Source organism: Mesorhizobium sp. P2_E6, from assembly GCF_056403835.1.
On the sequence record NZ_JBFUEQ010000001.1, the window covers coordinates 966,033 to 989,533 of the forward strand.

19 protein-coding genes are annotated in these 23,501 nt (G+C 63.0%); 6 read left to right on the forward strand and 13 right to left on the reverse strand.

The features are described from left to right. The first annotated feature begins 221 nt into the window (after positions 1-221). The 3 genes from galE (at position 222) to AC1D08_RS04530 (ending at position 4,393) form a co-directional block, all read left to right on the forward strand. Positions 222-1,217: a UDP-glucose 4-epimerase GalE gene (gene galE / locus AC1D08_RS04520; protein ID WP_477422598.1), complete on the forward strand. Its 996-nt coding sequence runs from the start codon at positions 222-224 to the stop codon at positions 1,215-1,217. 96 nt (positions 1,218-1,313) lie between these two features. Further along, entirely contained in the window at positions 1,314-2,564 is a 1,251-nt protein-coding gene (locus tag AC1D08_RS04525) for a D-amino acid dehydrogenase (RefSeq protein ID WP_457152892.1), read from the forward strand. 2 nt (positions 2,565-2,566) lie between these two features. After that, positions 2,567-4,393 carry an alanine racemase gene (locus tag AC1D08_RS04530; protein WP_457152893.1) on the forward strand — a complete coding sequence of 609 codons (1,827 nt, stop codon included), beginning with the start codon at positions 2,567-2,569 and terminating at the stop codon, positions 4,391-4,393. Here AC1D08_RS04530 and AC1D08_RS04535 read toward each other — a convergent pair whose 3' ends face one another. The 7 genes from AC1D08_RS04535 to AC1D08_RS04565 all read right to left on the reverse strand — a co-directional run bounded on the left by AC1D08_RS04535 (position 4,394) and on the right by AC1D08_RS04565 (position 11,581). After that, on the reverse strand, positions 4,394-5,770 hold the full coding sequence (locus tag AC1D08_RS04535) for an FGGY-family carbohydrate kinase (protein WP_457152894.1): 1,377 nt from the start codon (positions 5,768-5,770) through the stop codon (positions 4,394-4,396). Next, the gene (rhaM, locus tag AC1D08_RS04540; protein WP_457152895.1) at positions 5,767-6,084 is read right to left on the reverse strand and encodes an L-rhamnose mutarotase; all 318 of its coding nucleotides are present in this window, start codon (positions 6,082-6,084) and stop codon (positions 5,767-5,769) included. Before rhaM ends, AC1D08_RS04535 begins: the two co-directional genes overlap by 4 nt. Next, positions 6,084-7,079 carry an ABC transporter permease gene (locus tag AC1D08_RS04545; RefSeq protein ID WP_477422600.1) on the reverse strand — a complete coding sequence of 332 codons (996 nt, stop codon included), beginning with the start codon at positions 7,077-7,079 and terminating at the stop codon, positions 6,084-6,086. The genes rhaM and AC1D08_RS04545 overlap by 1 nt, the downstream gene beginning before the upstream one ends. Next, entirely contained in the window at positions 7,076-8,053 is a 978-nt protein-coding gene (locus AC1D08_RS04550) for an ABC transporter permease (RefSeq protein WP_457150997.1), read from the reverse strand. The genes AC1D08_RS04545 and AC1D08_RS04550 overlap by 4 nt, the downstream gene beginning before the upstream one ends. Next, on the reverse strand, positions 8,050-9,606 hold the full coding sequence (locus AC1D08_RS04555) for a sugar ABC transporter ATP-binding protein (protein ID WP_477422602.1): 1,557 nt from the start codon (positions 9,604-9,606) through the stop codon (positions 8,050-8,052). Before AC1D08_RS04555 ends, AC1D08_RS04550 begins: the two co-directional genes overlap by 4 nt. Positions 9,607-9,720: 114 nt before the next feature. Further along, on the reverse strand, positions 9,721-10,716 hold the full coding sequence (gene rhaS, locus AC1D08_RS04560; RefSeq protein ID WP_457150999.1) for a rhamnose ABC transporter substrate-binding protein: 996 nt from the start codon (positions 10,714-10,716) through the stop codon (positions 9,721-9,723). A gap of 55 nt (positions 10,717-10,771) precedes the next feature. Beyond that, positions 10,772-11,581 (reverse strand): DeoR/GlpR family DNA-binding transcription regulator, encoded by an 810-nt coding sequence (locus AC1D08_RS04565; RefSeq protein ID WP_457151000.1) that lies wholly within the window; start codon positions 11,579-11,581, stop codon positions 10,772-10,774. A gap of 185 nt (positions 11,582-11,766) precedes the next feature. On the opposite strand from AC1D08_RS04565, the gene AC1D08_RS04570 reads away from it, so the two are divergent. From AC1D08_RS04570 to ggt, 3 genes are all read left to right on the forward strand, one after another. Further along, positions 11,767-13,869 carry a bifunctional rhamnulose-1-phosphate aldolase/short-chain dehydrogenase gene (locus AC1D08_RS04570; protein ID WP_477422604.1) on the forward strand — a complete coding sequence of 701 codons (2,103 nt, stop codon included), beginning with the start codon at positions 11,767-11,769 and terminating at the stop codon, positions 13,867-13,869. A gap of 113 nt (positions 13,870-13,982) precedes the next feature. Continuing rightward, positions 13,983-15,275: an L-rhamnose catabolism isomerase gene (gene rhaI, locus AC1D08_RS04575; RefSeq protein ID WP_457151002.1), complete on the forward strand. Its 1,293-nt coding sequence runs from the start codon at positions 13,983-13,985 to the stop codon at positions 15,273-15,275. 92 nt (positions 15,276-15,367) lie between these two features. Continuing rightward, positions 15,368-17,107: a gamma-glutamyltransferase gene (ggt, locus tag AC1D08_RS04580; RefSeq protein WP_477422606.1), complete on the forward strand. Its 1,740-nt coding sequence runs from the start codon at positions 15,368-15,370 to the stop codon at positions 17,105-17,107. A 24-nt stretch (positions 17,108-17,131) separates the two neighbouring features. Here ggt and AC1D08_RS04585 read toward each other — a convergent pair whose 3' ends face one another. The 6 genes from AC1D08_RS04585 to AC1D08_RS04610 form a co-directional block, all read right to left on the reverse strand. Next, positions 17,132-17,386 (reverse strand): hypothetical protein, encoded by a 255-nt coding sequence (locus AC1D08_RS04585; RefSeq protein ID WP_206073701.1) that lies wholly within the window; start codon positions 17,384-17,386, stop codon positions 17,132-17,134. Between the two features lie 596 nt (positions 17,387-17,982). Beyond that, a complete protein-coding gene (locus AC1D08_RS04590) occupies positions 17,983-18,420 on the reverse strand; it encodes a hypothetical protein (protein WP_095082202.1) in 438 nt (145 codons plus the stop codon). A gap of 802 nt (positions 18,421-19,222) precedes the next feature. After that, positions 19,223-20,539, reverse strand: a complete 1,317-nt coding sequence (locus AC1D08_RS04595; RefSeq protein WP_477225394.1) for a M20 family metallopeptidase — start codon at positions 20,537-20,539, stop codon at positions 19,223-19,225. Continuing rightward, positions 20,539-21,498, reverse strand: coding sequence for an ABC transporter permease (locus AC1D08_RS04600; protein ID WP_457151005.1), 960 nt, complete (start codon positions 21,496-21,498; stop codon positions 20,539-20,541). The genes AC1D08_RS04595 and AC1D08_RS04600 overlap by 1 nt, the downstream gene beginning before the upstream one ends. Beyond that, a complete protein-coding gene (locus AC1D08_RS04605) occupies positions 21,495-22,442 on the reverse strand; it encodes an ABC transporter permease (protein WP_477225395.1) in 948 nt (315 codons plus the stop codon). Before AC1D08_RS04605 ends, AC1D08_RS04600 begins: the two co-directional genes overlap by 4 nt. A 47-nt stretch (positions 22,443-22,489) precedes the next feature. Further along, a complete protein-coding gene (locus AC1D08_RS04610) occupies positions 22,490-23,476 on the reverse strand; it encodes an autoinducer 2 ABC transporter substrate-binding protein (RefSeq protein WP_457151007.1) in 987 nt (328 codons plus the stop codon). Between the last annotated feature and the right edge of the window lie 25 nt (positions 23,477-23,501).

The window sequence follows — 23,501 nt, forward strand, 5'->3', positions numbered from 1 at the left end:
GTCGTCCACCGGGCCTTTTTGGTCAAAATGCCACGCCCCGGACCTGTTCCTAACGACCACGGATCGTGGCCTATTCCCTTGATGTGGATCAATTTTGTTTCAGCATGATGCCACATGCCGATGATGCCGGTTACCAAGGGTTGTAATGGCCATGCGGCAGGCTTTCCAGTAAGGCGGTGGTTGAGACAGTTTCCGATAAATCTTGAGATGCGAGGACTGGGATGACGGTTTTGGTAACAGGCGGTGCCGGCTATATCGGCAGTCATATGGTCTGGGAGTTGCTGGATGCCGGCGAGAGCGTGGTCGTTCTCGACCGCCTCTCCGCCGGCTTCGAATGGGCAGTGGCGCCGGAGGCGAAGCTGGTGGTCGGCGATGTCGCCGACAGGGAACTGGTTGGCTCGATCATCAGGGACAACAAGGTCGACGCGATCATCCATTTTGCCGGCTCCATCGTGGTCCCGGAATCGGTCGCCGATCCGCTCGGCTACTACGAGAACAACACCTGCAAGACGCGCACGCTGATCGAGACCGCGGTGCGCGAGGGCGTGCCCAATTTCATCTTCTCCTCGACCGCCGCCGTCTATGGCGGTGCCGGGCTGGAGCCGGTGCGCGAAGATGCCCGCCTGGCTCCCGAATCGCCCTATGGCCTGTCCAAGCTGATGAGCGAATGGATGCTGCGCGATGCGGCGATCGCGCATGGGCTCCGCTACACCGCGCTGCGCTACTTCAACGTCGCCGGCGCCGACCCGAAGGGCCGTACCGGCCAGTCGACGCCGGGCGCCACCCATCTGATCAAGGTCGCTTGCGAAACGGCGCTCGGCAAGCGCCCGTTCATGCAGGTGTTCGGCACCGATTATCCGACGCCGGACGGCACCTGCATGCGCGACTATATCCATGTCAGCGATCTGGCGGCGGCGCATCGCCTTGCCCTGCAACGACTGCGCGAAGGCGGCACAAGTCTCGTTGCCAATTGCGGCTACAGCCATGGTTATTCGGTGCTCGAGGTCATCGACAGCGTGCGCCGCGCCTTTGGCCATGATTTCGAAGTCAAGATGGGCGCTCGCCGTCCCGGCGATGCCGCGGCAGTGGTCGCCAATTCGGATCTCGCCCGCGCCGAACTCGGCTGGACCCCGCAACGCGACGATCTCGACCAGATCGTTGCCGACGCGCTCGCCTGGGAGCGCATCCTGACCGGCAAGAACTCCGCACGAGGATGAGCCGGGTCCTCCCCAGGGCTCGCAAGGCGCCCAGCGAAGCGCTATTGAAGGCATTCGCGGCAGGGCGCTGCGCCGCGAAGAGTTTTGGGGGATGGTATGAAAATAACGGTGCTTGGAGCCGGCGTCGTCGGTACGGCGGCCGCCTACTATCTGGCCAGCGACGGCCACGAGGTCACCGTGATCGAGCGCCATCCGGCGCCGGCGCGCGGCACCAGCCAGTCGAATGCCGGCCTGGTATCGCCGGGCGACGCCACCGCCTGGGCCTCGCCGGCGGCGCTGAAGACATTCCTGCGCGCGCTCTATAACCATGATCTCGGCATCAAGGTGCGGCTGCGCTTCGATCCCTATTTCCTCGCCTGGAGCCTGCGCTTCCTGCGCCAGTGCACGAAAGAGCGCTTGCGCGCCAACAGCCGGGTCAAGCTGCGCCTGGCGCTCTATTCCCGCGACTGCATCAACGCCATCTCCGCCGATACCGGGATCGGCTATGACGAGCGCAAGAAGGGCATCCTCTATTTCTTTCGCTCGCAGCACAGTCTCGACACCGGCACCGACAATTACCGCTTTCTGGCCGAGCATGGCCTGCCGATCGAGATCGTCGGCCGCGACCGACTGATCGAGCTTGAACCAGGTCTTGCCGGCGTGAAGGAAAAGATCGCCGGCGGCGTCTATTCGCCGATCGACCAGACCGGTGATTCCCGGCAGTTTGTGGAAAAGCTCGCCGCCCACGCCGCCGAAAAGCTCGGCGTGAAATTTCTCTATGGCACGACGGTCGAGGGCCTCGCCATCGAGGGCGACCGGGTGGGTGCGGTGATGACCTCGGCCGGTCCGATTGCCGGCGATGCCGTGGTCATCTCGATGGGACCGGAGAGCGGCCTGCTCGGCCGCCGCTATGGCATCGACCTGCCTGTCTATCCGGTGAAGGGCTATACGGCGACGATCCCCCTGGAGGACGAGAGCAAGGGTCCGACCATGGGCGGCGCCGACGAGGACCAGCTGATCGCCTATTCCAGGCTGGGTAACCGGCTGCGGCTCGCCTCAACCGCGGAATTCACCGGCTTCGACCGCACCCACAAGCCAAGCGACTTCGCCGCCATGTTCAGAACAGGCAAGGATCTCTTCCCCGGCGCCTTTGACGAGAAGAAGGCCGAACTCTGGGCTGGGCTGCGACCGATGATGCCCAACTCCGTGCCGGTCATCGGCCAGGCGCGCTACAAGAACCTCTATCTCGACACCGGGCACGGCCATGTCGGCTGGACCATGGCTTGCGGCTCGGGGAAATTCCTTGCCGATCTCGTCGCCGGCCGCAAGCCGGAGATCGACCCACAGGGACTGGTCTACGGAGGCTAGGAATGTCGGGACCGCAAGTCGCCATCGACCTTGGCCGCATCGAGCGCAACACGCGCACGATCGTCGAGCGTTGCGCGCTGTCGGGCATCAAGGTGTTCGGCGTCACCAAGGGCACCTGCGGCATGCCGCAAGTGGCGCGCGCCATGCTGCGCGGTGGTGTCGCCGGCATCGCCGAATCGCGCTTCGAGAACATCCGCCGGCTGCGTGACAGCGGCATCAACGCGCCGATCATGCTGCTGCGCAGTCCACCGATGGCGCGTGTCGAGGAGGTGGTGCGCACCGTCGACATCAGCCTGCAGTCGGAACTGACCATCATCCGAGAGATTTCACGCATCGCCGAGCGCATGGGCCGCGTCCACGACATCATGCTGATGATCGACCTCGGCGATCTCCGCGAAGGCATCTGGCCGAGCGATCTGATCCCAACGGTCGAGCAGATCTTGCAGTTCAAGGGCGTGCGGATCGCCGGCATCGGCACCAATCTCGGCTGTTTCGGCGCCATCATGCCGACGCAGGAAAATCTCGGCCAGCTCGTCGCCCACGCCTACAAGACCGAGCGCCTGTCCGGCAAAAGCCTCGACTGGATTTCCGGCGGCGCCTCGTCATCGCTGCCGCTGCTGCTCGAAGGCAAGCTGCCGGCCGGCATCAACAATCTGCGCGTCGGCGAGGCGATCCTGCAAGGCGGCGTCGAAACCTTCCGCGATGTGCCGTGGGCTGAACTCGAACCCGACGCCTGCCGCCTGACCAGCGACATCATCGAGGTCAAGCTCAAGCCGTCACGGCCGATCGGGCAATCCGGCTACGACGCCTTCGGCAACCAGCCGGTCTTCCCCGACGAGGGCGACAGGCTGCGCGCCATCGCCAATATCGGCCGCGAGGACGTGCTGGTCGAGGGACTGACGCCGATCGCCAAGGGGGTGCGGGTGCTCGGCGCCTCCAGCGACCATCTGCTGCTGGATGTGGCCGACGCCGACCCGCCGCCGGCCGTCGGCGACCGCGTCGCCTTCCGCATGAGCTATGGCGCCATGCTGCTGGCGATGACCTCGGAATATGTCGAAAAGGCCCCGATGCACGATGTCGAGGACTTTTCCGGCCGCAAGATGGTGTCGATACTGGCGGAACAGGGCGCCGCCGGTATCCTGGCTCGGGAAGGAACCGGCGCGCGGCTCGAAGCGATGAATTTCGATGTCGTCGAACTGGCCGATATCGAGCGGCCGCCATCGGGGCTGATACGGCTGGCGGCGGGTGCCGACCGTCGCATCGCGCACAAGGCGCTGACCGCAACGGCGCGCGCGACGCACTCCTTCGGCCTGATCTGGATCGATTCCATCGCCGCCCTGATGCCCGAGGACGAGGACGGCATCGATCTGCCGGAACGCTCGGTGCTGGCCCGCGCGCTCGGCCTCGACCACAAGGCGGGCGCGCTGCAGCCGCAGCTGTCGCCGGAAAATGTCGTCATCATCGGCCTGCGCCACGCCGATCCGGCGGAAGCGCGGGTGCTCAAGGATTCGCGCGTCTCGGCCTTCACCATGACCGACATCGACGCCATGGGCATGCGCGACCTGATGCACGAAGCGATCCGCATCGCCACCTCGGGCACGCAGGGTTTTCATGTCAGCTATTCGCCTGATGTCACCGAATTCGCTGGCTGGGCGGCAGGTTCCGGTGGCCTCACCTTACGGGAAACCCATCAGGCGATGGAGGCGATCGCGCTCTCCGGCGGGCTGTTGTCGATGGATGTTTCGGGCCTGACCGCGGATCTAGAGCCGCGGATCGGCACCGATACGGTCAACCTCGTTATGTCGGCCTTCGGCAAGCGGATATTGTGATCAGCATTGCGCTTCGACCGCTGCCCGCCATGCACTGACATAATCAGCCCAGGCCGGATCGGTCGGCGGCCTCATTCTCTCGCCTTTACCGTGGGCCGTTACCCGGTCCGTTGCCAGCAACGCGGCGCCGATGCTGGTGCCGGTGGCGGCCTCTGAAGCGCCAACGGCGCGCGCCGTGCTGGCCGCCAGCATGCCGACGAAGAGCCCGTTGCGGGCAAAGGGCCCCTCGACCGTGGTCGGTCCGTCGGCGCCGATCAGGTCGAGACAGGTCGCCGTCATCAGCGCCAGATAGAACGAGATGGCGGCAAAGCGCTGCCCATTGCTCATGCCTTCGGTGTTGAGCCATGTCGCGGCATGATGCGGGAACGGCCCCGACCCTTGCTGGGTCGAGGGCAGCAGCAACGTCTTTTGCGTCAGCACGGCGCCGACATCAGCTTCGGTCCAGTTGTCCGGCTGGCCTTCGGTCAGCAGGGAGAATTCGCGGCCACCCATGAAACGCGCCGAAGGGACGGGATCGCCCAAGGCGCTGACATTGACCAGCGTATCGCGGGCCGCGTCCAGCACGATCTGTTTGCCGCCGACCGCCATCGACACGACCCAGGTCCCGGTCGAAACCACGGAGAAGGGTGGCGCGTCGGACAGAAGATGCGGCAGCAGCGAGGCGTTGGAATCGTGCAGGCCGCAGAACACCGGCGTCTGCGGAGCGAGCCCGGTCCGCGCGGCGAGCGCAGGCAAGATCGGGCCGAGGCGGTCTTTGGCTGGCCGCACCGGCGCCATCAGCTCGCGCCAACCCAGGCGATCGACCAGCGACGAAAAGTCGGCTGTCCACGGGTTCCAAAGATCGGTGTGGCAGCCGAGCGAGGTCACCTCGTTGGCGGCGACGCCAGTCAGGCGCAAGGCCCAGTACTGCGGATACATCAGCATCGCGGCGGCCTTGGCGAACTCCGCCGGGAAGCTTTTCTGCTGCCAGAAGAATTGCGCGCCGAGATTGAGGCCGAGCGGCAGCCGCGGCGTGCCGGTCTCGGCGAAGGATGGGCGGATCGCATCATAGTCCGCTGCCAGCCTGTCGGGGCCGTCGAACTCATAGTCGAGCACCGGCAGCACCAGTTCGCCCGCGGCGTCGACCAGCGCGCCCGTCGCGCCATGCGTGGTGATCGAAATGGCGTCGATGCGCTGTTCGCGGTCGATGTCGGCAAGGCTGTCGAGGATGAACGCCCACAACGCCTCGACATCGTGATGAGGATAGGGCGCCTGCCGCACCGGCGCATTGGCCATGCGGCGCAGCGCGACCTCACTCAACGTCGCGAGATCGACCAGCGCCACCTTGGCATTGGTCTTGCCGATGTCGATGACGGCGATGTGGCGCATCGCGCTCATGCCATGTGGAACACGGTTTCCAGCGGCACGGCCACCGGCTCGTTGTCCGGCTTGGTCTCCATGATGTCGGCCATGTGAGCCCACCAGCGCTGCATCACCGGATGCCTCGGCAGGTCGTCCATGCCATGGCCATCTCGCCGCCACAGCACGCCAAACAGGATGTTGGTCTCTTCGTCGAGGTGGATCGAATAATCGGAAATGCCCGCCTGCTTCAGGAGAGCGACCAGCGACGGCCAGATATCGTCGTGACGCTTCTTGTATTCGGCCTTCATGCCCGGCTTGAGCTTCATCTTGAACGCGTATTTCTCAGCCATCATCGTCCTCCGCGCAGCCGCCGCCAGACGATCGGCAGCGCGATGACGATAATCAACAGCAGGCCGATGAAGATCGACATGACGATGCCGGGCACGTTGAGCAGGCCAAGCCCGAAGGTCACCAGTCCCATGATGAAGGCGGCAAGCACGACGCCCAAAATGCTGCCGGCGCCGCCCAGGATGCTGACGCCGCCAAGCACCACCATGGTGATGACTTCGAGCTCATAGCCCTGAGCGATCGACGGCCGCGTCGATCCGAGCCGCGAGGTGATCAGCACCGAGGCGATGCCCGACATCAGCCCGGTCAGGCAAAACAAGATGAACTTGATCCGGCCGACGCGCACGCCGGAAAACTGCGCCGCGACCGGATTGTTGCCGATGGCAAAGACGCGGCGGCCGAAACTCGTCCGGTGCAGCACGAGCCAGTAGACGATAGCCGCGATGAGGAAGAGCACCAGCTCGAACGACGCCACCCACCACACATAGCCCTGACCGAAGAAGACAAAGCTTTCAGGGTAACCCTTGTAGGCCTGGTCGCCGAGGATGATGAAGGCGATACCGCGAAACAGGCTCATCGTGCCGATGGTGACGACGATCGACGGCAATCCCAGCCTTGTGACCAGCAGGCCATTGAAGGCGCCGCAGCCGAGCCCGACGACGATGCCGATCAGCACCAGCACCGGTGTGCCGGCGCCGGCCTGCACCGCCATGCCCATCATGGTCGACGCCAGCGCAATGATGGCGGCGACCGACAGGTCGATCTCGCCGGAAATGATCAGCAGCGCCATGGCGAAGGCGATCAGACCCTTCTCGGTGAAGTTGAAGGTGAGATCCGACAGCGAATAGGGATCAAGGAAATAGGGCGAGGCGAAGCTGTTGATGGCGAAGATGGCGACGGCCACCACAACCAGCAGCGCTTCCCAGGAGAAGATCGCCGAGCTCAGCGGCTTGTCGAGCCGGTCGGGAATGTGGCGCGGGGCAGGGATTTCGGTCATGCCGCCTCCACTTTTCTGAGGATGATGCGGCCCTGCTGGCGTTCGCTGCGCGCATTGAGCACGACGGCAAGGATGATGGCACTGCCCGAAATCGCCATTTGCCAGAAGGGCGAGATGTTGATGACCGGCAGCGCGTTGGAGATGATGCCGAGAAACAACGCGCCGAGCACCGCGCCGCCGACCGAGCCGATGCCGCCGGCGATCGAAATGCCGCCGATGACGCAGGCGGCTATGATGTTGAGCTCATAACCGTTGGCGACTTCGACCGAGGCGATCACGTAGCGTGATATCCAGAGGTAGCCGGAAAGGCCGCCGATCATGCCGGAGATGCAGAAGACGATGAATTTCGTCCGGCCGACATCGATGCCGGCATAGACCGATGCCGTCGGGTTGACGCCGATGGCGTAGATCGAGCGGCCGAGCGCCGTGCGCGTCATCAAGACGAAGAACAACGCGATCACCAGGATGGCGATCCACGATAGCACCGGAATACCGAGGAAGGCGGCACGCTGAAAGCCGATGAAGTCGGGGCTCATCTTGTCGGCATTGACCCAGGCGCCGCCGGACAGGACGAAAGTGGCGCCGCGATAGATGGTCAGCGTGCCCAATGTCACCACGATCGAGGGGATGTTCAGCCGCCAGACCAGCAGGCCGTTGATGGCGCCGAGCACCAGACCGACGGCCAGTGCAATGACGATCAGCAGCGGGATCGGGATTGCCGGGTGCGCTGCGTTCAGCATCGCCACCACCATACCGGTGAAGCAGAGGTTGGACGCCATCGACAGATCGATCGACCGGGTCAGGATCACCACCATCTGGCCGAGCGCCAGGATCATCAGGATCGAGGTGTCGTTGAACACCTGGCGCAGATTGCCGGGATCGGCGAAGGCCGGGAAGCGTGTCGAGATCAGTCCGATCAGCACGATGATTGCTGCGAGCAGCCAGATTTCGCGGTATTTGAGAAAGGCTTTCATGCCGCGATCCCCGCTGCCGTCCTGACCAGCGTCTCGGCGTCCAGTTCCTTGTTGTCGTAGACGGCTGCGACGAGGCCCTCGCGCATGACAACGACGCGGTCGGACATGCCGAGGATTTCGGGCAATTCGGACGACACCATGATCACTGACAGGCCTTGCGCCACCAGCTCGGCCATGAAGCCGTGCACGGCGGCCTTGGAGCCGATGTCGATGCCCTTGGTCGGCTCGTCAAGGATGATCACCTTGGGCGCGGTCGCCAGCCATTTGGCGATGACGATCTTCTGCTGGTTGCCGCCTGACAGGGTGCCGACATCCTGGCTGAGCGAGGAGGCGCGCAGGTCGAGCCGCTCGGTGTAGGAGCGGGCGAGCGCGAACTCCTCCGACAGCCGCAGCAGGCCGGATTTCGAGGTGCGCTTGAGCGAAGGCAGCGAGACGTTCTGGAAGATCGGCAGGCCGATCACCACGCCTTGCTTGCCGCGCTCCTCCGGCACGTAGACGATGCCGGCATCGATCGAATCCGCCGCCGATTTCGGCGCGATCGTCTTGCCTTCCAGGGTGATCGTGCCGCCTGTGGTGCGGGTGATGCCGGAGATCGCCTGCATCACCTCGCTGCGCCCGGCGCCGACAAGGCCATAGAAGCCGAGGATCTCGCCCCTGTGCAATTCGAAGCCGATGTCGTTGAATTCGGTTGGGTGCGACAAGCCGGAAACGGAAAGCACCGGCGCGCCGATCTCGGCCTTGCGCTGCGGAAAGATGTGGTCGACGGAGCGACCGACCATCATGCGCACGATCTGGCTCTGGCCGGCATCCTTGATCAACCCTTCACCAACCATCTCGCCATCGCGAAACACCGTGTAGCGGTCGGCGATGCGGTAGATCTCGTCGAACTTGTGGCTGATGAACAGGATCGCCTTGCCTTCGCTCTTGAGGAACTCGATGAGCAGGAAAAGCTCCTCGATCTCCTTCATCGAAAGCGCGGCCGTCGGCTCGTCCATGATGACGATCTGGGCGTCGATCGACATCGCGCGGGCGACGGCGACGAGATGCTTGTTGGCGATGCCGAGGTCCTTCAGCCTTGTATCGGCGTCGATATGGCCGGCGTGCATTGTATCGAGCACTTCGCGCGCATTTTTGCGCATCGTGCGCCAATCGATAGTGCCCAAGCGCGTGCGCGGCGCGTGGCCGAGAAAGATGTTTTCAGCCACTGTCAGGTCGTCGAACAGCACGGTTTCCTGATGGATGGCGGTGACGCCATAGCCGAAGGCGGCATGCGCGCTGGGCAGAGTGACGGCCTGGCCGTCAATGCTGATGGTTCCAGTATCGGGCTGGTAGATACCGGTCATGATCTTGACCAGCGTCGACTTGCCGGCGCCGTTTTCGCCGATCAGCGCCGTCACCTGGCCCGGATAGAGCGACAGGCTGACATCGTGCAATGCGCGCACGCCGGGAAAGCTCTTGGAGACGCCGGACAGCGTCAGGCGAGGGGTTGCGTCACCCACCCCCTTGTGGGGAAGGTCGCGAACAATTTGAGCGGGGTGGGTGTTGTCTAGCATATCAAGGTCCTGGTGTGTGGAGATGTCGCCACCCCCACCCCGTCTCGCCGATTTTGCTGCGCAAAGCCGGCTCGCCGACCCTCCCCACAAGGGGGAGGGTGCAAGCGTCCGAGATCAATAGATCTTGGAGAACTTCTCGATGTTGCTCTTGTCGAACTGGAAGGGCGGAGCCATCGCAGCCGAGTTGGTGTCGTCGAGCGTGACCTTGCCGACGCGGCCGATCGACAGCGTGGCGCCAGGCTTGGCCTCTTCCTTCTTCACCGCCAGATCATGGGCGAGGTAGACGGCCGAATAGCCGAGGTCGATCGGGTTCCACAGCGCAACCGCCTGCGAGGCGCCGTTGTCGATGAACTTCTTGAACTCGGACGGCAGCGCGAGACCGGTGACATTGACCTTGCCGATCAGGTTCTCGTCGGTGACCACCTGGGCGGCGGCAACAACACCGACGGTGGTCGGTGCGATGATCGCCTTGAGGTTCGGGTAGGACTTCAGCAGGCCCTTGGCTTCGTCCGTGCTCTTGGCCGAATCGTCATCGCCATAGACGGTGGCGACGAGTTTGATCTTGGGGAACTTCTCCGGCAGGATTTTCTTGGCCGCGTCGATCCAGGCGTTCTGGTTGGTCGCGGTGGAAGACGCCGACAGGATGGCGACGTCGCCGCCTTCCGGCAGATAGTCGGCGGCAAGCTTGATGATGGTCTCGCCGATCAGTCCGGTGTCGGACGGGTTGAGGTGAAGCTGGCGGCCTTCCTTGGCGACGCCCGAATCCCAGGAGATGACGGTGATGCCGCGCTCCATGGCCTTCTTCAGCACCGGCACCAGCGCGTCGGCGTCATTGGCCGAAATGGCGATGGCGTTGACCTTCTGGGCGATCAGCGAATTGACCACTTCGATCTGGGCCTCGGCGGTCGCCTTGGTCGGGCCGGTGTAGATGATGTCGACACCGCCGAGTTCCTTGGCCGCCTCTTCGGCGCCCTTGTTGGCGGCATCGAAGAAGCCGTTGCCGAGCGACTTCACCACCAGCGCGATCTTGACGTTTTCCGCGTAGGCTGCATTCACGAACATGGCGGCCGAGAATGCCGCCGTCACCATCAATTTCTTCAAAAAGCTCATCGAATATCCTCCCTTGAGCGTTGCATTCCATCGCCGCTGCGGGCGTGAGTTGGTCTCAGGCCTGCAGTGAAGATTCTTCCTTGTTGGTTGCCGACTTGCGGGCGACGATCAGCGCCACCCCTGCGGTCTCGAGCATTTTGGCTTCACGGTCCTCGATGCCGTCGTCGGTGATGACGGTGGCGATACGCGACAGGCCGCACAGGATCAGGCTGGAGCGTTTGCGGAATTTCGAGGAATCGACCAGCACCACCAGTTCGTCGGCCTGGTCGATCAGCTTCTGCTCCGCCTGGATCAACAGCGGGTCGCCTTCCATCAGCCCGAGCGGCCCAAGACCCTGCGCGCCCATGAACATGCGCCGTGCGTAGAAATTGCGGGTCACGTCATTGTCGAAGGGCGACAGGATGATGTTCTGTTCGCGGTAGATGGTGCCGCCCGAGAGCATGACCGTGTTCTTGGAATGCTTGAGCAGGTGCTCGGCGATCGGGAACGAATTGGTGAAGATCGGCATGCGGCGGCCGGTCAGGAAATGCACCATCTGGAAGGTGGTGGTGCCGCCATTGATGATGATCGGTTCGCCGTCCTTGCAAAGCTCGACCGCTTCGCGGGCGATCGCCCGTTTCTGCGCGGCGTTGAGGGTTTCGTTGACGGAAAAGGGCCGGCCGGCAAGGCCGATGAACTGCGGCGGCGAGATCGCCTCTGCGCCGCCACGCACACGGCGCAGGCGCTTTTGCACGTGGAGTGCAGCGATGTCGCGCCGGATCGTCGCCTCGGAGGACTCCGTCAGGTCGACCATCTCCTGCACCGTCACCACAGGCTTTTCCTGGACGGCGGACAGAATGATCCTGTGGCGCTCTTTTTCGTGCATGGTTCCTCCCTGCCCAAACATCTAGGCACCCAAACCGCGCAGTGTCAATCATTTCCAATCATATAATTTCATTGTGCAGTGCAATATGCTCGATGTTGATCGTTTGTGATTGACAAGTCGGACGCTTCCGTGGAAATTCGGACCAAATGGGCCGCACCGTTTGCGTGCCTTCGGGAGGATCATCCATGCTCGACAAGCGCACCGGCGCGCGCCTCGCCAATCTGTGGGACGAGGCAAAGGCCCAATCGATGAGCGAGCCGGAGCGGCTGGTCTATCGCTCGAACACGCTCGGTTCCGATAAACGCGTCACCAATTATGGCGGCGGCAACACTTCCTCGAAGATATGGCAGAAAGATCCGCTCACCGGCGAGGACGTCGAAGTGCTCTGGGTCAAGGGTTCGGGCGGCGACAGCGCCTCGATTAAAACAGATGGTTTCGCCACGCTCTACATGGACAAGCTGCGCGCGCTGAAGGGACTTTACCGCGGCCTCGCGCATGAAGACGAGATGGTCGGCTTCCTACCGCACTGCACGTTCAATCTGAACCCACGCGCGGCCTCGATCGACACGCCGCTGCATGCCTTCGTGCCGAAACCCTATGTCGATCACATGCATCCCGACGCGATCATTGCCATCGCCGCCGCGAAGGATTCCAAGGCCCTGACCAGGGAGATCTTCGGCGACGCCATCGGCTGGCTGCCGTGGAAGCGGCCGGGCTTCGAACTCGGCCTATGGCTGGAGAAGTTCTGCCTCGAACATCCCGCCGCCAAGGGCGTCATCCTGGAAAGCCATGGGCTGTTCACCTGGGGCGACACCCCTCGGGAATGCTACGAGACGACGATCTCTGTGATCAATCAGGCGATCGAATGGTTCGAGCGCCGCTCCGAAGGCCTTGCCATCTTCGGCGGTGAAGCGGTCAAGTCGCTCGAAGCTGCCGAACGTCGCGCCATCGCCGCCAAACTGATGCCGAGGATTCGCGGCCTGATTTCGGAAAAGAGCCACAAGCTTGGCCATTTCGACGACCAGCCCGCCGTGCTCGAATTTGTCAACTCCAGGGATTTGCGCCCGCTGGCCGCACTCGGCACCTCATGTCCCGACCATTTCCTGCGCACCAAGATCCGCCCCCTGGTGATCGAATTCGATCCGGCCAATCTCGATGTCGATGCCGTCATCGCGCGCCTCGCCGACGACATCGCCGCCTATCGCGTCGGCTACCAGGCCTACTACGACAGCTGCAAGCATCCGGATTCGCCCGCCATCCGCGATCCCAACGCAGTGGTCTACCTGATGCCTGGTGTCGGCATGTTCACCTTCGCCGGCGACAAGGCGACGGCGCGCATTTCGGGCGAATTCTACGTCAACGCCATCAACGTCATGCGCGGCGCCTCGACGGTCTCGTCCTATGTCGGCCTGCCGGCACAGGAAGCCTTCGACATCGAATACTGGCTGCTCGAGGACCTGAAGCTGCAGCGCATGCCGAAGCCGAAGGCGCTTGCCGGTCAGATTGCGCTGGTCACCGGTGGCGCCGGCGGCATCGGCCGTGCGACCGCCAACCGGCTGCTGCGCGAAGGCGCCTGCGTCGTGCTGGCCGACATCGACGAGACAGCGCTCGCCAGCGCCAATGACGAACTGGCCAAGGCCTACGGCAAGGATTTCGTCCGGCCGGTGCTGATCAATGTCACCTCGGAGGATCAAGTGATCGCGGGCTTCGCCGAGACCGCGGTCGAATTCGGCGGCATCGACATTCTGGTGTCGAATGCCGGCCTGGCGTCCTCGGCGCCGATCGAGGAGACCACGCTGGCGCTGTGGAACAAGAACATGGACATCCTGTCGACCGGCTATTTCTTGGTCTCGCGGGAGGCATTCCGGCTGTTCAGGGTGCAGAAGATCGGCGGCAACATCGTCTTCGTCGCCTCCAAGAACGGCCTCGCCGCCTCGCCCAATGCCGCAGCCTACTGCACGGCCAAGGCTGCCGAGATCCATCTGGCGCGTTGCCTGGCGCTGGAGGGCGCGGAAGCGCAGATCAGGGTCAATGTAGTCAACCCGGACGCCGTGCTGCGCGGGTCGAAGATCTGGACCGGCGAGTGGAAGGAACAGCGCGCCGCCGCCTACAAGATGTCGACCGACGATCTGGAGGAGCATTACCGCTCGCGCTCGATGCTGAAGCGCTCGGTGTTTCCCGAGGACATCGCCGAAGCCATCTATTTCTTCGCCTCCGACATGTCGGCCAAGTCGACCGGCAACATCATCAATGTCGACGCCGGCAACGCCCAGAGCTTTACGCGATAATCGTTTGAGTCGGTGCCGGAGCGCTTCCCTTCTCCCGTCTCTATACGGGGAGAAGGTGCCGGCAGGCGGATGAGGGGCAGCGGCGACCGAACGCTATCTGGGAGGAAACAACAGTGTCCGAATCCATCATCTCCGCCGACCTCGTCGACAAGGACAATGCCGCGCGCAAGGCTGATCTCGAGCGTGATTACGCCTCGCTCGGCGAGCGCCTCGACCGTCGCGGCATCGCCATCGACGCCATCCGCGATAAGGTCGAGAAATTCGCCGTGGCGATCCCGTCCTGGGGCGTCGGCACCGGCGGCACCCGCTTTGCTCGTTTTCCCGGTGCCGGCGAGCCACGCGACATTTTCGACAAGATCGAGGACTGCGCCGTCATCAGGCAATTGACGCAGGCGACGCCGACGGTGTCCCTGCACATTCCGTGGGACAAGGCCGACCCGAACCGGCTGAAGCAGGCGGCCTCGCGCTTCGGCCTCGGCTTCGACGCCATGAATTCCAACACCTTCTCCGATGCGAAGGGCCAGACGCTTTCCTACAAATTCGGCTCGCTGTCGCACGCCGATGCCGGCACGCGCCGGCAAGCGGTCGAGCACAATCTCGAATGCATCGAGATCGGCAAGACGCTTGGCTCCAAGGCACTGACGGTGTGGATCGGCGACGGTTCGAACTTCCCCGGCCAGGTCAATTTCGCCAAAGCCTTCGAGCGCTATCTCGACGCCATGAAAGAGGTCTATGCCGGACTGCCGGACGGCTGGAAGCTGTTCACCGAGCACAAGATGTACGAACCGGCCTTCTACTCCACCGTCGTGCAGGACTGGGGCACCAACTACATGATCGCGCAGGAACTGGGCGACAAAGCGTTCTGCCTGGTCGACCTTGGTCACCACGCGCCCAACGTCAACATCGAGATGATCGTGTCGCGGCTGATCCAGTTCAAGAAGCTCGGCGGCTTCCATTTCAACGATTCGAAATATGGCGACGACGACCTCGATGCCGGTTCGATCGATCCCTACCGGCTGTTCCTTGTCTTCAACGAACTGGTCGATGCCGAGCTTTCCAGCGCCGAAGGTTTTGACCCGGCCCATATGCTCGACCAGAGCCACAACGTCACCGACCCTATCGAAAGCCTGATGCTGTCGGCGGTCGAGGTCCAGCGCGCCTATGCGCAGGCGCTGCTGGTCGACCGCAGGGCGCTGGAAGTCTATCAGGACGGCAATGACGCGCTGATGGCGACGCAGACGCTGAAAGCCGCCTACCGCACCGATGTCGAGCCTATCCTCGCCATGGCGCGGTTGAAGACCGGTGGCGCCATCGATCCGGTCGCCGCCTACCGGGCGGCAGGCTACCGCGCCAAGGTGGCCGCGGAACGCCCGGCGGTCGCCGGCGGCTCGGGTGGCATTGTCTGACATCTCAATTGATCCGTCTGGTCCATCATTGACGGGTGGACTCGGCGATCCCGAGGGGTTCTTCTAGGCGTCCCCCCGCCCGGAGAACCGCCATGCCTCTCAACCGTCGAACACTGATCGCCGCCAGTCTTTCCATCACCTTCGTCCTGGCGCCCTTGACGAACGCCTTCGCCGCGTCACCCGCGCCGGCCAAGGGCGAGCACGGCATGGTGGTGACAGCCCAGCATCTGGCGTCTGAAGTCGGTGTCGAGATCCTGAAGAAGGGCGGCAATGCGATCGATGCGGCAGTCGCCGTCGGCTATGCGCTCGCCGTCGTCTACCCCAATGCCGGCAACATCGGCGGCGGCGGCTTCATGACCATCCGCTTCAAGGACGGCAAATCGACCTTCCTCGACTTTCGCGAACGGGCGCCGCTGGCGGCGACCAAGACCATGTATCTCGACAAGGATGGCAACCCGGTGAAGGGCGCCAGCCTCGACGGCTATCTCGCGGTCGGCGTGCCTGGTTCCGTTGCCGGCTTCGAGATGGCGCGCGAGAAATACGGCACCTTGTCCAGACAGGATCTGATGGCGCCGGCGATCAGCTATGCCAAGGATGGATTCATCCTCAATCAGGGCGACGCCGCCTCCTTTGCCGGCAGTGCCGACAGGTTGGCGAAGGATCCCGCGGCTGCCGCCATCTTCCTGAAACCCGATGGCAAGCCCTATGGCATCGGCGAGCGGCTGGTCCAGCCGGACCTTGCCGCCTCGCTCGCCGCCATTTCCGAGAAAGGCGCTGATGCCTTCTACAAAGGTGCCATTGCCGACGCCATCGTCAAGGCAAGCGGCGCCAAGGGCGGTATCCTGGCCAAGCCGGACTTCGAGCAATATGCGGTTCGCGAACTGAAGCCCGTGACCTGTACCTATCGCGGCTATGAGATCACATCGTCGCCGCCGCCAAGCTCCGGCGGCGTCATCATCTGCGAAATCCTCAACGTGCTGGAAGGTTATCCGTTGTCTTATCTCGGCGCCGGTTCCGCCGACACTGTCCATGTCATGGTCGAGGCGATGCGCTATGCCTATGTCGACCGCAATTCAGCACTCGGCGATCCCGATTTCGTCGACAACCCGGTTTCGAAACTGTTGGACAAGGCCTATGCCAAGGACATTCGCGACAAGATCGATCCGTTCCGGGCCGGCGTGTCGCAGGACCTGATGCCGAAGGGCTTTGGCGAGAGCAAGGAGACGACGCATTATTCGATCATCGACAATGACGGCAATGCGGTCGCCGTTACCTATACGCTGAACGGCTCGTTCGGCGCCGGCGTCGTCGCCGACGGCACCGGTATCCTGCTCAACAACGAGATGGACGATTTCACCCAGAAACCCGGCGTGCCTAACCTCTATGGTCTGGTTCAGGGCGAGGCCAATGCCATCCAGCCGAAGAAGACGCCGCTGTCGTCGATGAGCCCGACCGTCGTGGCCAAGGACGGCAAGCCGTTCATGGTCATCGGAAGCCCGGGCGGTTCGCGCATCATCACCATCACGCTGGAAGCCATCGTCAACGTCGTCGACCATGACATGAACATCCAGGAGGCGATCGACGCGCCGCGCATCCACCACCAATGGCTCCCCGACACTGTTTACATCGAGCCGTTCGGCCTGTCGCCGGATACCGAAAAACTGTTGGCCGGCATGGGCTACCACCTCGGTCTCGGCGATAAGACCTGGGGCCAGGCTGCGGGCATCCTGGTCGGTGGCAAGAGCCTGGCGGAGATCGAGAAGGGCGGCGGCGCGCGCTACAATGGCGCTATCGACAGCCGTGCCGCATCGGGCGAAGCGCTCGGATATTGATGTCTTAATTCACAAGCCGGACCGTCACGAAATCAGCGTGACGGTCGACGCTATCAGCAACAAGGCGGCGATGCCGACAAACAGCGCGTAAATGCGCGGCCGGTCGAGCAGCAGCGCGTTTCCCGATATCCAGGCCGATGTGGCGCCGCCAAGTGCAAACAGGAACCCATTGCGGTGCCCGAAGGTCATCGACGCGGCCATCAACCCACCAATGATCAGCGCGCCGAACACGATGATCACGGCAACCGCATATTTCTCGAAGTCGTTGCCGCTTCCCATGCTTGGACCTATCGCATTCAACGTCGGCAGATCGTCCGGGTCGAAGGGATTGGTCGACCCATATTCGTCTTGACCGGCAGGCTCACGCATTACTCGTTCTCCGTATAGCGGCAACAAATCATCAAGCCTTGCCGAGCGCAACCCGATCGCACTGCCCTCGATGCGTTCGGCACGGTCTTCTACACCTTTCCGCCGCAGCGTGCCGCCGACTTTTTTGATTCGTGCCCTTGGCCGTCTTTGATCTCGGATAATCCTGGGCACACCTGCCCGAAGGCTGCCGTGGACCATCCTGTCATGGAACGAATTCGTGGAGGAAAAATGATGCTGAACATGGATTGGTCATCCGTGCGGCGATTTTCGGTGGGACGTGACGTCGCACTGTGCGTAGCGTGGCCGAATCGCCTTGCCGTCGCTCGCCGACAGCCTGATCGCTCAGGACGCGTCGCATCGCCACAGTTTCATGCGGCGCGTTTCAAGCCGCTGATGGCCTGCGCCGCGTCGCTTTGCTCGTTGCTCCGACCCAAGATGACGAAATGTGAACGTATCCATTGATCGCCAAGGCATGCGGCCAAACTTCTGTCCCGACACCGCGATTTCTATCCGCGAGCCGGCGGCAGCTCGAAGACAGTGGCGCCGTTCTCCTGGCCGCGCTCGACATAGCCGATTAGGTGAAACCATCTTGCGACATCCGACCCCTGCAGCCAGCTGCGCGAGTGGATGGGCAGGTTGCCGGCGAGTGCCTGGATGTGCCTGATATGCCGTTTGCAGAAGCGAATGGTCGCGGCACGGAAGAAATCCTCCTGTGCGGCGAACAGCGTATTGGCAGCGTCGCTGTTCTCATGCCAGGCGATGATCGCCACGGTCTTGTCGCCCTCGACAAGCGCATGCGCACGGCCTTCCTTCAAGTTCATCATCAAATTGTCGTAAGCGATCTTGCTGTCCTTGCCGGCAGCGACGTATTCGTCCGACATCCGCTTCGACAGGCCGCGAAAGACATCCTCGAGATCCCCGAGCGTTGCAGCGCGTGCTCTCATTTCTCCTCCTGGAGCCCCGGCAGGTAGTTTGCCCTAAGGTTGGGGGATCACCAAGCAAATCAAATCCGCTGGTGGGCCAACGAGCGCAAAGTTGTTTCACTCGACGATGTGCTATGACGCCACGGGCAGGCTTCGGCGTCTCCGTTAAGGTGTAGAGATGCGCCGCGAACCCGCCCAAGTCAGGCGGATTTTTCGCGCGTCAGTCTGGGATCGCGCGCATGAGGGGAAATGCACCCCGACCGTCAACGGCGATAGCGCAGAGGCGGAAGGCGCTTAGCGGTTTAATACCCATGGTAGGTGATGCCGGTAACGTACCAATAGGTCAGCATGATAGCGGCGCCAATAACAACCAGCCGGAGGAAGCCCCTAGCTGGACCGGGATCCATTCTCGACTCGTAGACAAAGCCGGTTCCGCCGCACTTTGTGCAGTTCATCCTCAGTGGTCCAGCGCCCGGCATCTGGCAGTTAGGGCAAACGACTTTGACTTGGTGCATAACGCGCCCCTTTAGTCCAGCGGTAGCTTGAATGCCAAGCAACGCTGCGGCGTACTTGAATTTAACGGATATTGGGAGGTGAGACATCATGTCTAAAGGTAGTAGTGGGGGGTAGAGATTTATTGATCTGTTTTCACGTACTCTTAGCAGGCCATGGCTGGCAAATCGGTACCATATCCACCAATGCGACGATCATCGCCGGAAATTCAAAAAGCATCGGGGAATTTCATGGGATCGGGTGCCCTCAAGGCCGTTTTGCAGCCCCTCCCAGGTGCAAGAATACGTCGACAGCAAGGGGGCGAGGTTCGCTAGCGGCACCACTTTTCGACGGCAATGGCGATCGCCTTGGTGCAATCGACGAGGTCTCGCACCGAGACACGCTCATTGGGTTGATGCGCCTGCGCCGGGTCGCCCGGGCCGAAGTTGACCGTCGGCGTGTTGCCGAGGCCGGTCGGCAGGCCAATGTCGCTGTGCGCGCCGAAGCCGCTGAGCACCGGCGACAGATTGGCGTCCTTCACAGCTTCCTGGAAGACACTCACGAACGGGCTGTCGGAGGGGATTTCGGCGCAGTCGGCATCAAGAATCCATTCGACGCGGGCAGGGTGCAGACGCAGATAAGGGTCCGCCTGGCAGACATGGGCAATATGCTCTTCGATCTCGCGCTTGACGTTGCCGCCCAACCTGAATTCGTCATGCTCGCTCGGCAGGTACTGCGCGTCGATGATGATCTCGCCGCGCCCGGCCATGGAGGAGGGGTGCTCGCCGGCATTGATCTGAGTAACGATGATCTGGTTGGGCAAATCCATCAGCGGATGGTTCTTTTTCGGGTCGAACATCCAGCGCCGGTTGAGGATGTCGATGCCGTCGAGGATTTGCCGGCACAACTGCACGGCATCGACCGGGCCGCTCGAATACCAGGCATTCGGCGTCAGCTCGGCATGCCCACCTATGCCGTCGATGACGATCCTGCCCCACAGTATGCCGTGGCAGAGCGGCGCGATCCTGTTTGCCGTCGGCTCGGTCATGATGCCGGCGTCGGCGTGAAAGCCGCGGTCGACCATGGCAAGCGAGCCCATGCCGCCGATCTCCTCGTCGACGACAGTGGTAAAGACGATGTCTCCGGAAAGGGGGATTTGCAGCTCCCTTAGGATTTCGACCGCCATCAGCATGCAGGCGACGCCGCCCTTCATGTCGACGGTGCCACGGCCGTGCAGGAAGCCGTCTTTCAGCACGGGCTGGAACGGATCGGTTGCCCAGTGTCCGGCGGCGCCCGGCGGCACGACGTCGATATGGCCGGTGAGCATGATCGAACGCCCACCGCCGGTACCCTTCAGGACGCCGCCGAGATTGGGCCGGCCGTCAAAGGTCCTGCCCTTGTTGGCGCCGGCACGTCCCTTGTATTTTTCATAAAGCGCCGGGCCGTCCGGATCCCAGAGATCGGACGTGAAGCCGAGCGCTTCGATGCGTTTTTGCAGATAGAGCTGGCAATCACGCTCACCCGGCCCGGCCTCCTTCGGATTGGATTTCACGATCGAGGGGAAGGCGACGAGATCGCTCAGCGTTTCGACGATACGATCGGCCGCTGCCTCGACGCGGGCGGCGATAGTCTCTTCCATGGAAGGCATCATGATCTCCAACGTTGGGAAAGCCGGTCGGCAAGAAGGACGAACACCAGAAGGGCGCCGACAATCCCCACTTGCCAAACCGTGTTGATGTTCAATTGCAGCAGGCCGGTCTTCAGCGTGACCAAAAGCAGCACGGCCGCGAACACGCCGCCGACGCCGCCGCGCCCGCCGGTGATAGCGATGCCGCCAAGCATCGCGGCGGTGAGCGATTCCAGTTCGAGGTTCTGGCCGATATTGGGCCTGCCGCTGCCGAGCCAGGCGAGCGAAACAAGGCCGGCGGCGCCGGCGAGCGCACCGCTCAGCGCATAGAGGATGAGGCGGACGCGATCGACCGGAATGCCGACCAGCCTGGCCGAACGTTCATTGAAGCCCATGGCGTAGATCCAACGCCCCCAGGCGGTCGACATCAGCACCAGGCCGGCGAGCGCAAAGCAGGGGATGGCGAGGGTGAGAAACGGCATGGGGATGCCTATGACGACGCCACGCCCCCACACGAGCAGCCAGGCCGGCACGCCGGATTGAGCCGCACCCCCGGTAACGGCAAGCGCTGTGCCGGAATAGACGAAGAAGGTGCCGAGCGTCGCGATGAAGGGCAGAAGCGCGAGCCGGTTGACCAGCACGCCATTGAGGGCGCCGAGCAGTGCGCCGGCCAGGACGCAAGCTAGCGGCAGCAGCACCGGCGGCAAACCCAGTTTGAGCGACAGCATGGCGATGATGGCGGAGAGCGAAACCGCGCCGCCGACCGACAGGTCGATGCCGGCGCCGCCGGCGAGGATGACCAGGCCCTGGCCAAGCCCGACCAGCGCCAGAATGGTCGAGAACTGGAGGATGGTGGTGACGGTGCCAAGGTTGAAGACCGCGGGCTTGAGCACAGCCAAGCCGACAATGACGATCAGCCAAAGCCCGCACAGAAGCGCGAGCGTAAGGGCCGGGCCTTGCAGATTGCGCAGCGTCTTCATGTGCGGGCTCGCTGGAAGCGGGTCAGCGGAAGGCGATTGGAAATGGCTTCGAAGCCAAGCACGCCGATGATGAGAACGCCGGTGACGACAGGCTGCCAGAGCGAAGGGATGCCGATCAGAAGCAGGCCGTTCTGGAGGATCCTGAGCAGCAGCACGCCAAGCACGGTGCCGAGCAGGCTGCAGCGGCCGCCCAGTATGCTGGTGCCGCCGAGGATGACCGCGGCAATGGCGTCAAGCGCCAGCGTGCTGCCGATGCTCATTTCGACATTGCGGTAGGTTGCGACGTAGAAGGTGGCGGCGATGCCGGTCAGGATACCGCTGACGACGAAGGTCATGAAGCGAACCTTGACCACCGGGATACCTGAGAGCCGCGCCTTCTCCTCCGAATTGCCGATCGCCAGCAGATGCAGCCCATAGGGGGTGCGCCGCAGCGCCAGCCAGACCGTGAAATAGGCTGCAGCGATCACCAGGGCGGGGACAGGAATGCCGAGCACACTCGCGGCGAGCAGATCGGTAAGGGTCGAGGGCAGGCCGGAGAGCCATTGCCCGCCAAGCAGCACGAACACGGCGGTGCGGTAGATGCCGAGCAGGCCGAGCGTTCCGACAATGGCCGGAACGCGACCGAGGACGACGACGGCGGCGGTCACACAGCCGAGCAGCGCGCCGACCAACGGGCCGACGACAAGCGCCAGCAGCGGATTGCCGTCGGTGCCGAGCATGCGGCCGATCGCAATGGCCGCCAGACCCATGACGATGCCGATCGACACATCGATGCCGCCCATGGCGAGCAGCAGGGTCATGCCGAGGCCGATCAAAAGCAGTTCGGCGCTGTTGCGCAGCACGGTGACCGCATTGCCGGAGGTGGCGTAGTGCGGCGATGCGACAGCAAAGACGACGATCGCCAGCAGACAGGCGACAAGCAGAGACCACTCCCGCCCGTTCATGGAGATGACACCGTTTCCAGACTGTCGCACCGCGCTCACGTCAGGGCTCAGAAGTTGAACTTGTCGACATTGTCCTTGGTGAAGACAGCTGGCGGCCCGAGCAACAAGATGCCTTTGGCGGCGTCATAGGTGGCGGGCTTCTCCAGGCCGGCAATTTTGTTTTCGGCCTCGAAAGCCTTGCCGTCGATGAGCTGCTTGCCAGCCCAGACCGTGAGATAGCCGAGCTGCTCGGGATCCCACAGCACGGTGAAGCCGAAGGCACCGCTCTTCAGGTAGGAGCGCGCGGTGTTGGGGCTGCAATAGCCGGCGCCAATGACGGAGCCGATTTTCCCGGCGGTCTCGATCGCCTGGGCGACACCCGGGCAGGTCGAGGAGGCAACGGCGATGATGGCCTTGATGTCGGGGTTGGCCGCCATCAGGTCGCCGGAAATCTGCGCGGCGCGCTCGGCCGTGCCGCCGGCGAATTGCGGGTCGAGCAGCTTCAGCTTCGGATATTTGGCGGCGGCCTGTTTCTGCATGAAGCCGATCCAGGCGTTGAGATTGGACGCCGTCGCCTCGCCGGAGACGATGCCGATTGTTGCGTCTTCGCCGACGCGCTTGACGAGTTCGTCGATGATTGTGGTGCCAAGGCCCTCATCGGTTGCCTGCGCGACATAGACGGCGCGGCCGCTGTCGGGCGCATCGCTGTCGCTGGTGAACAGCTTTATCCCTTTCGCCTTGGCGCTCTCGACTACGGGGGCGATGCTGGAGGCATCGAGCACGCTGACCGAGACCGCCTCGACGCCCTGGTCGATCAGGTTCTGGACGATCTGCAACTGGTCGACCGGATTGGTGTCGACGGGGCCGGAATAGATGAAGTCGACGCCGAGATCCTTGGCGGCGCGGTTGCCGCCGGCTTCCATGGCGTTGAAATAGGGAATGCCGATCAGCTGCGGCACGAAGGCTATCCTGTGCTTATCGGCGGCGGACGCGGCCGAGGCAATGGCGAGCGACAGTACGGAGACGGCGAGCGCTTTTTTGAACTGCGAAAGCATTGTGTTTGATCCTCTCTGGAATGAC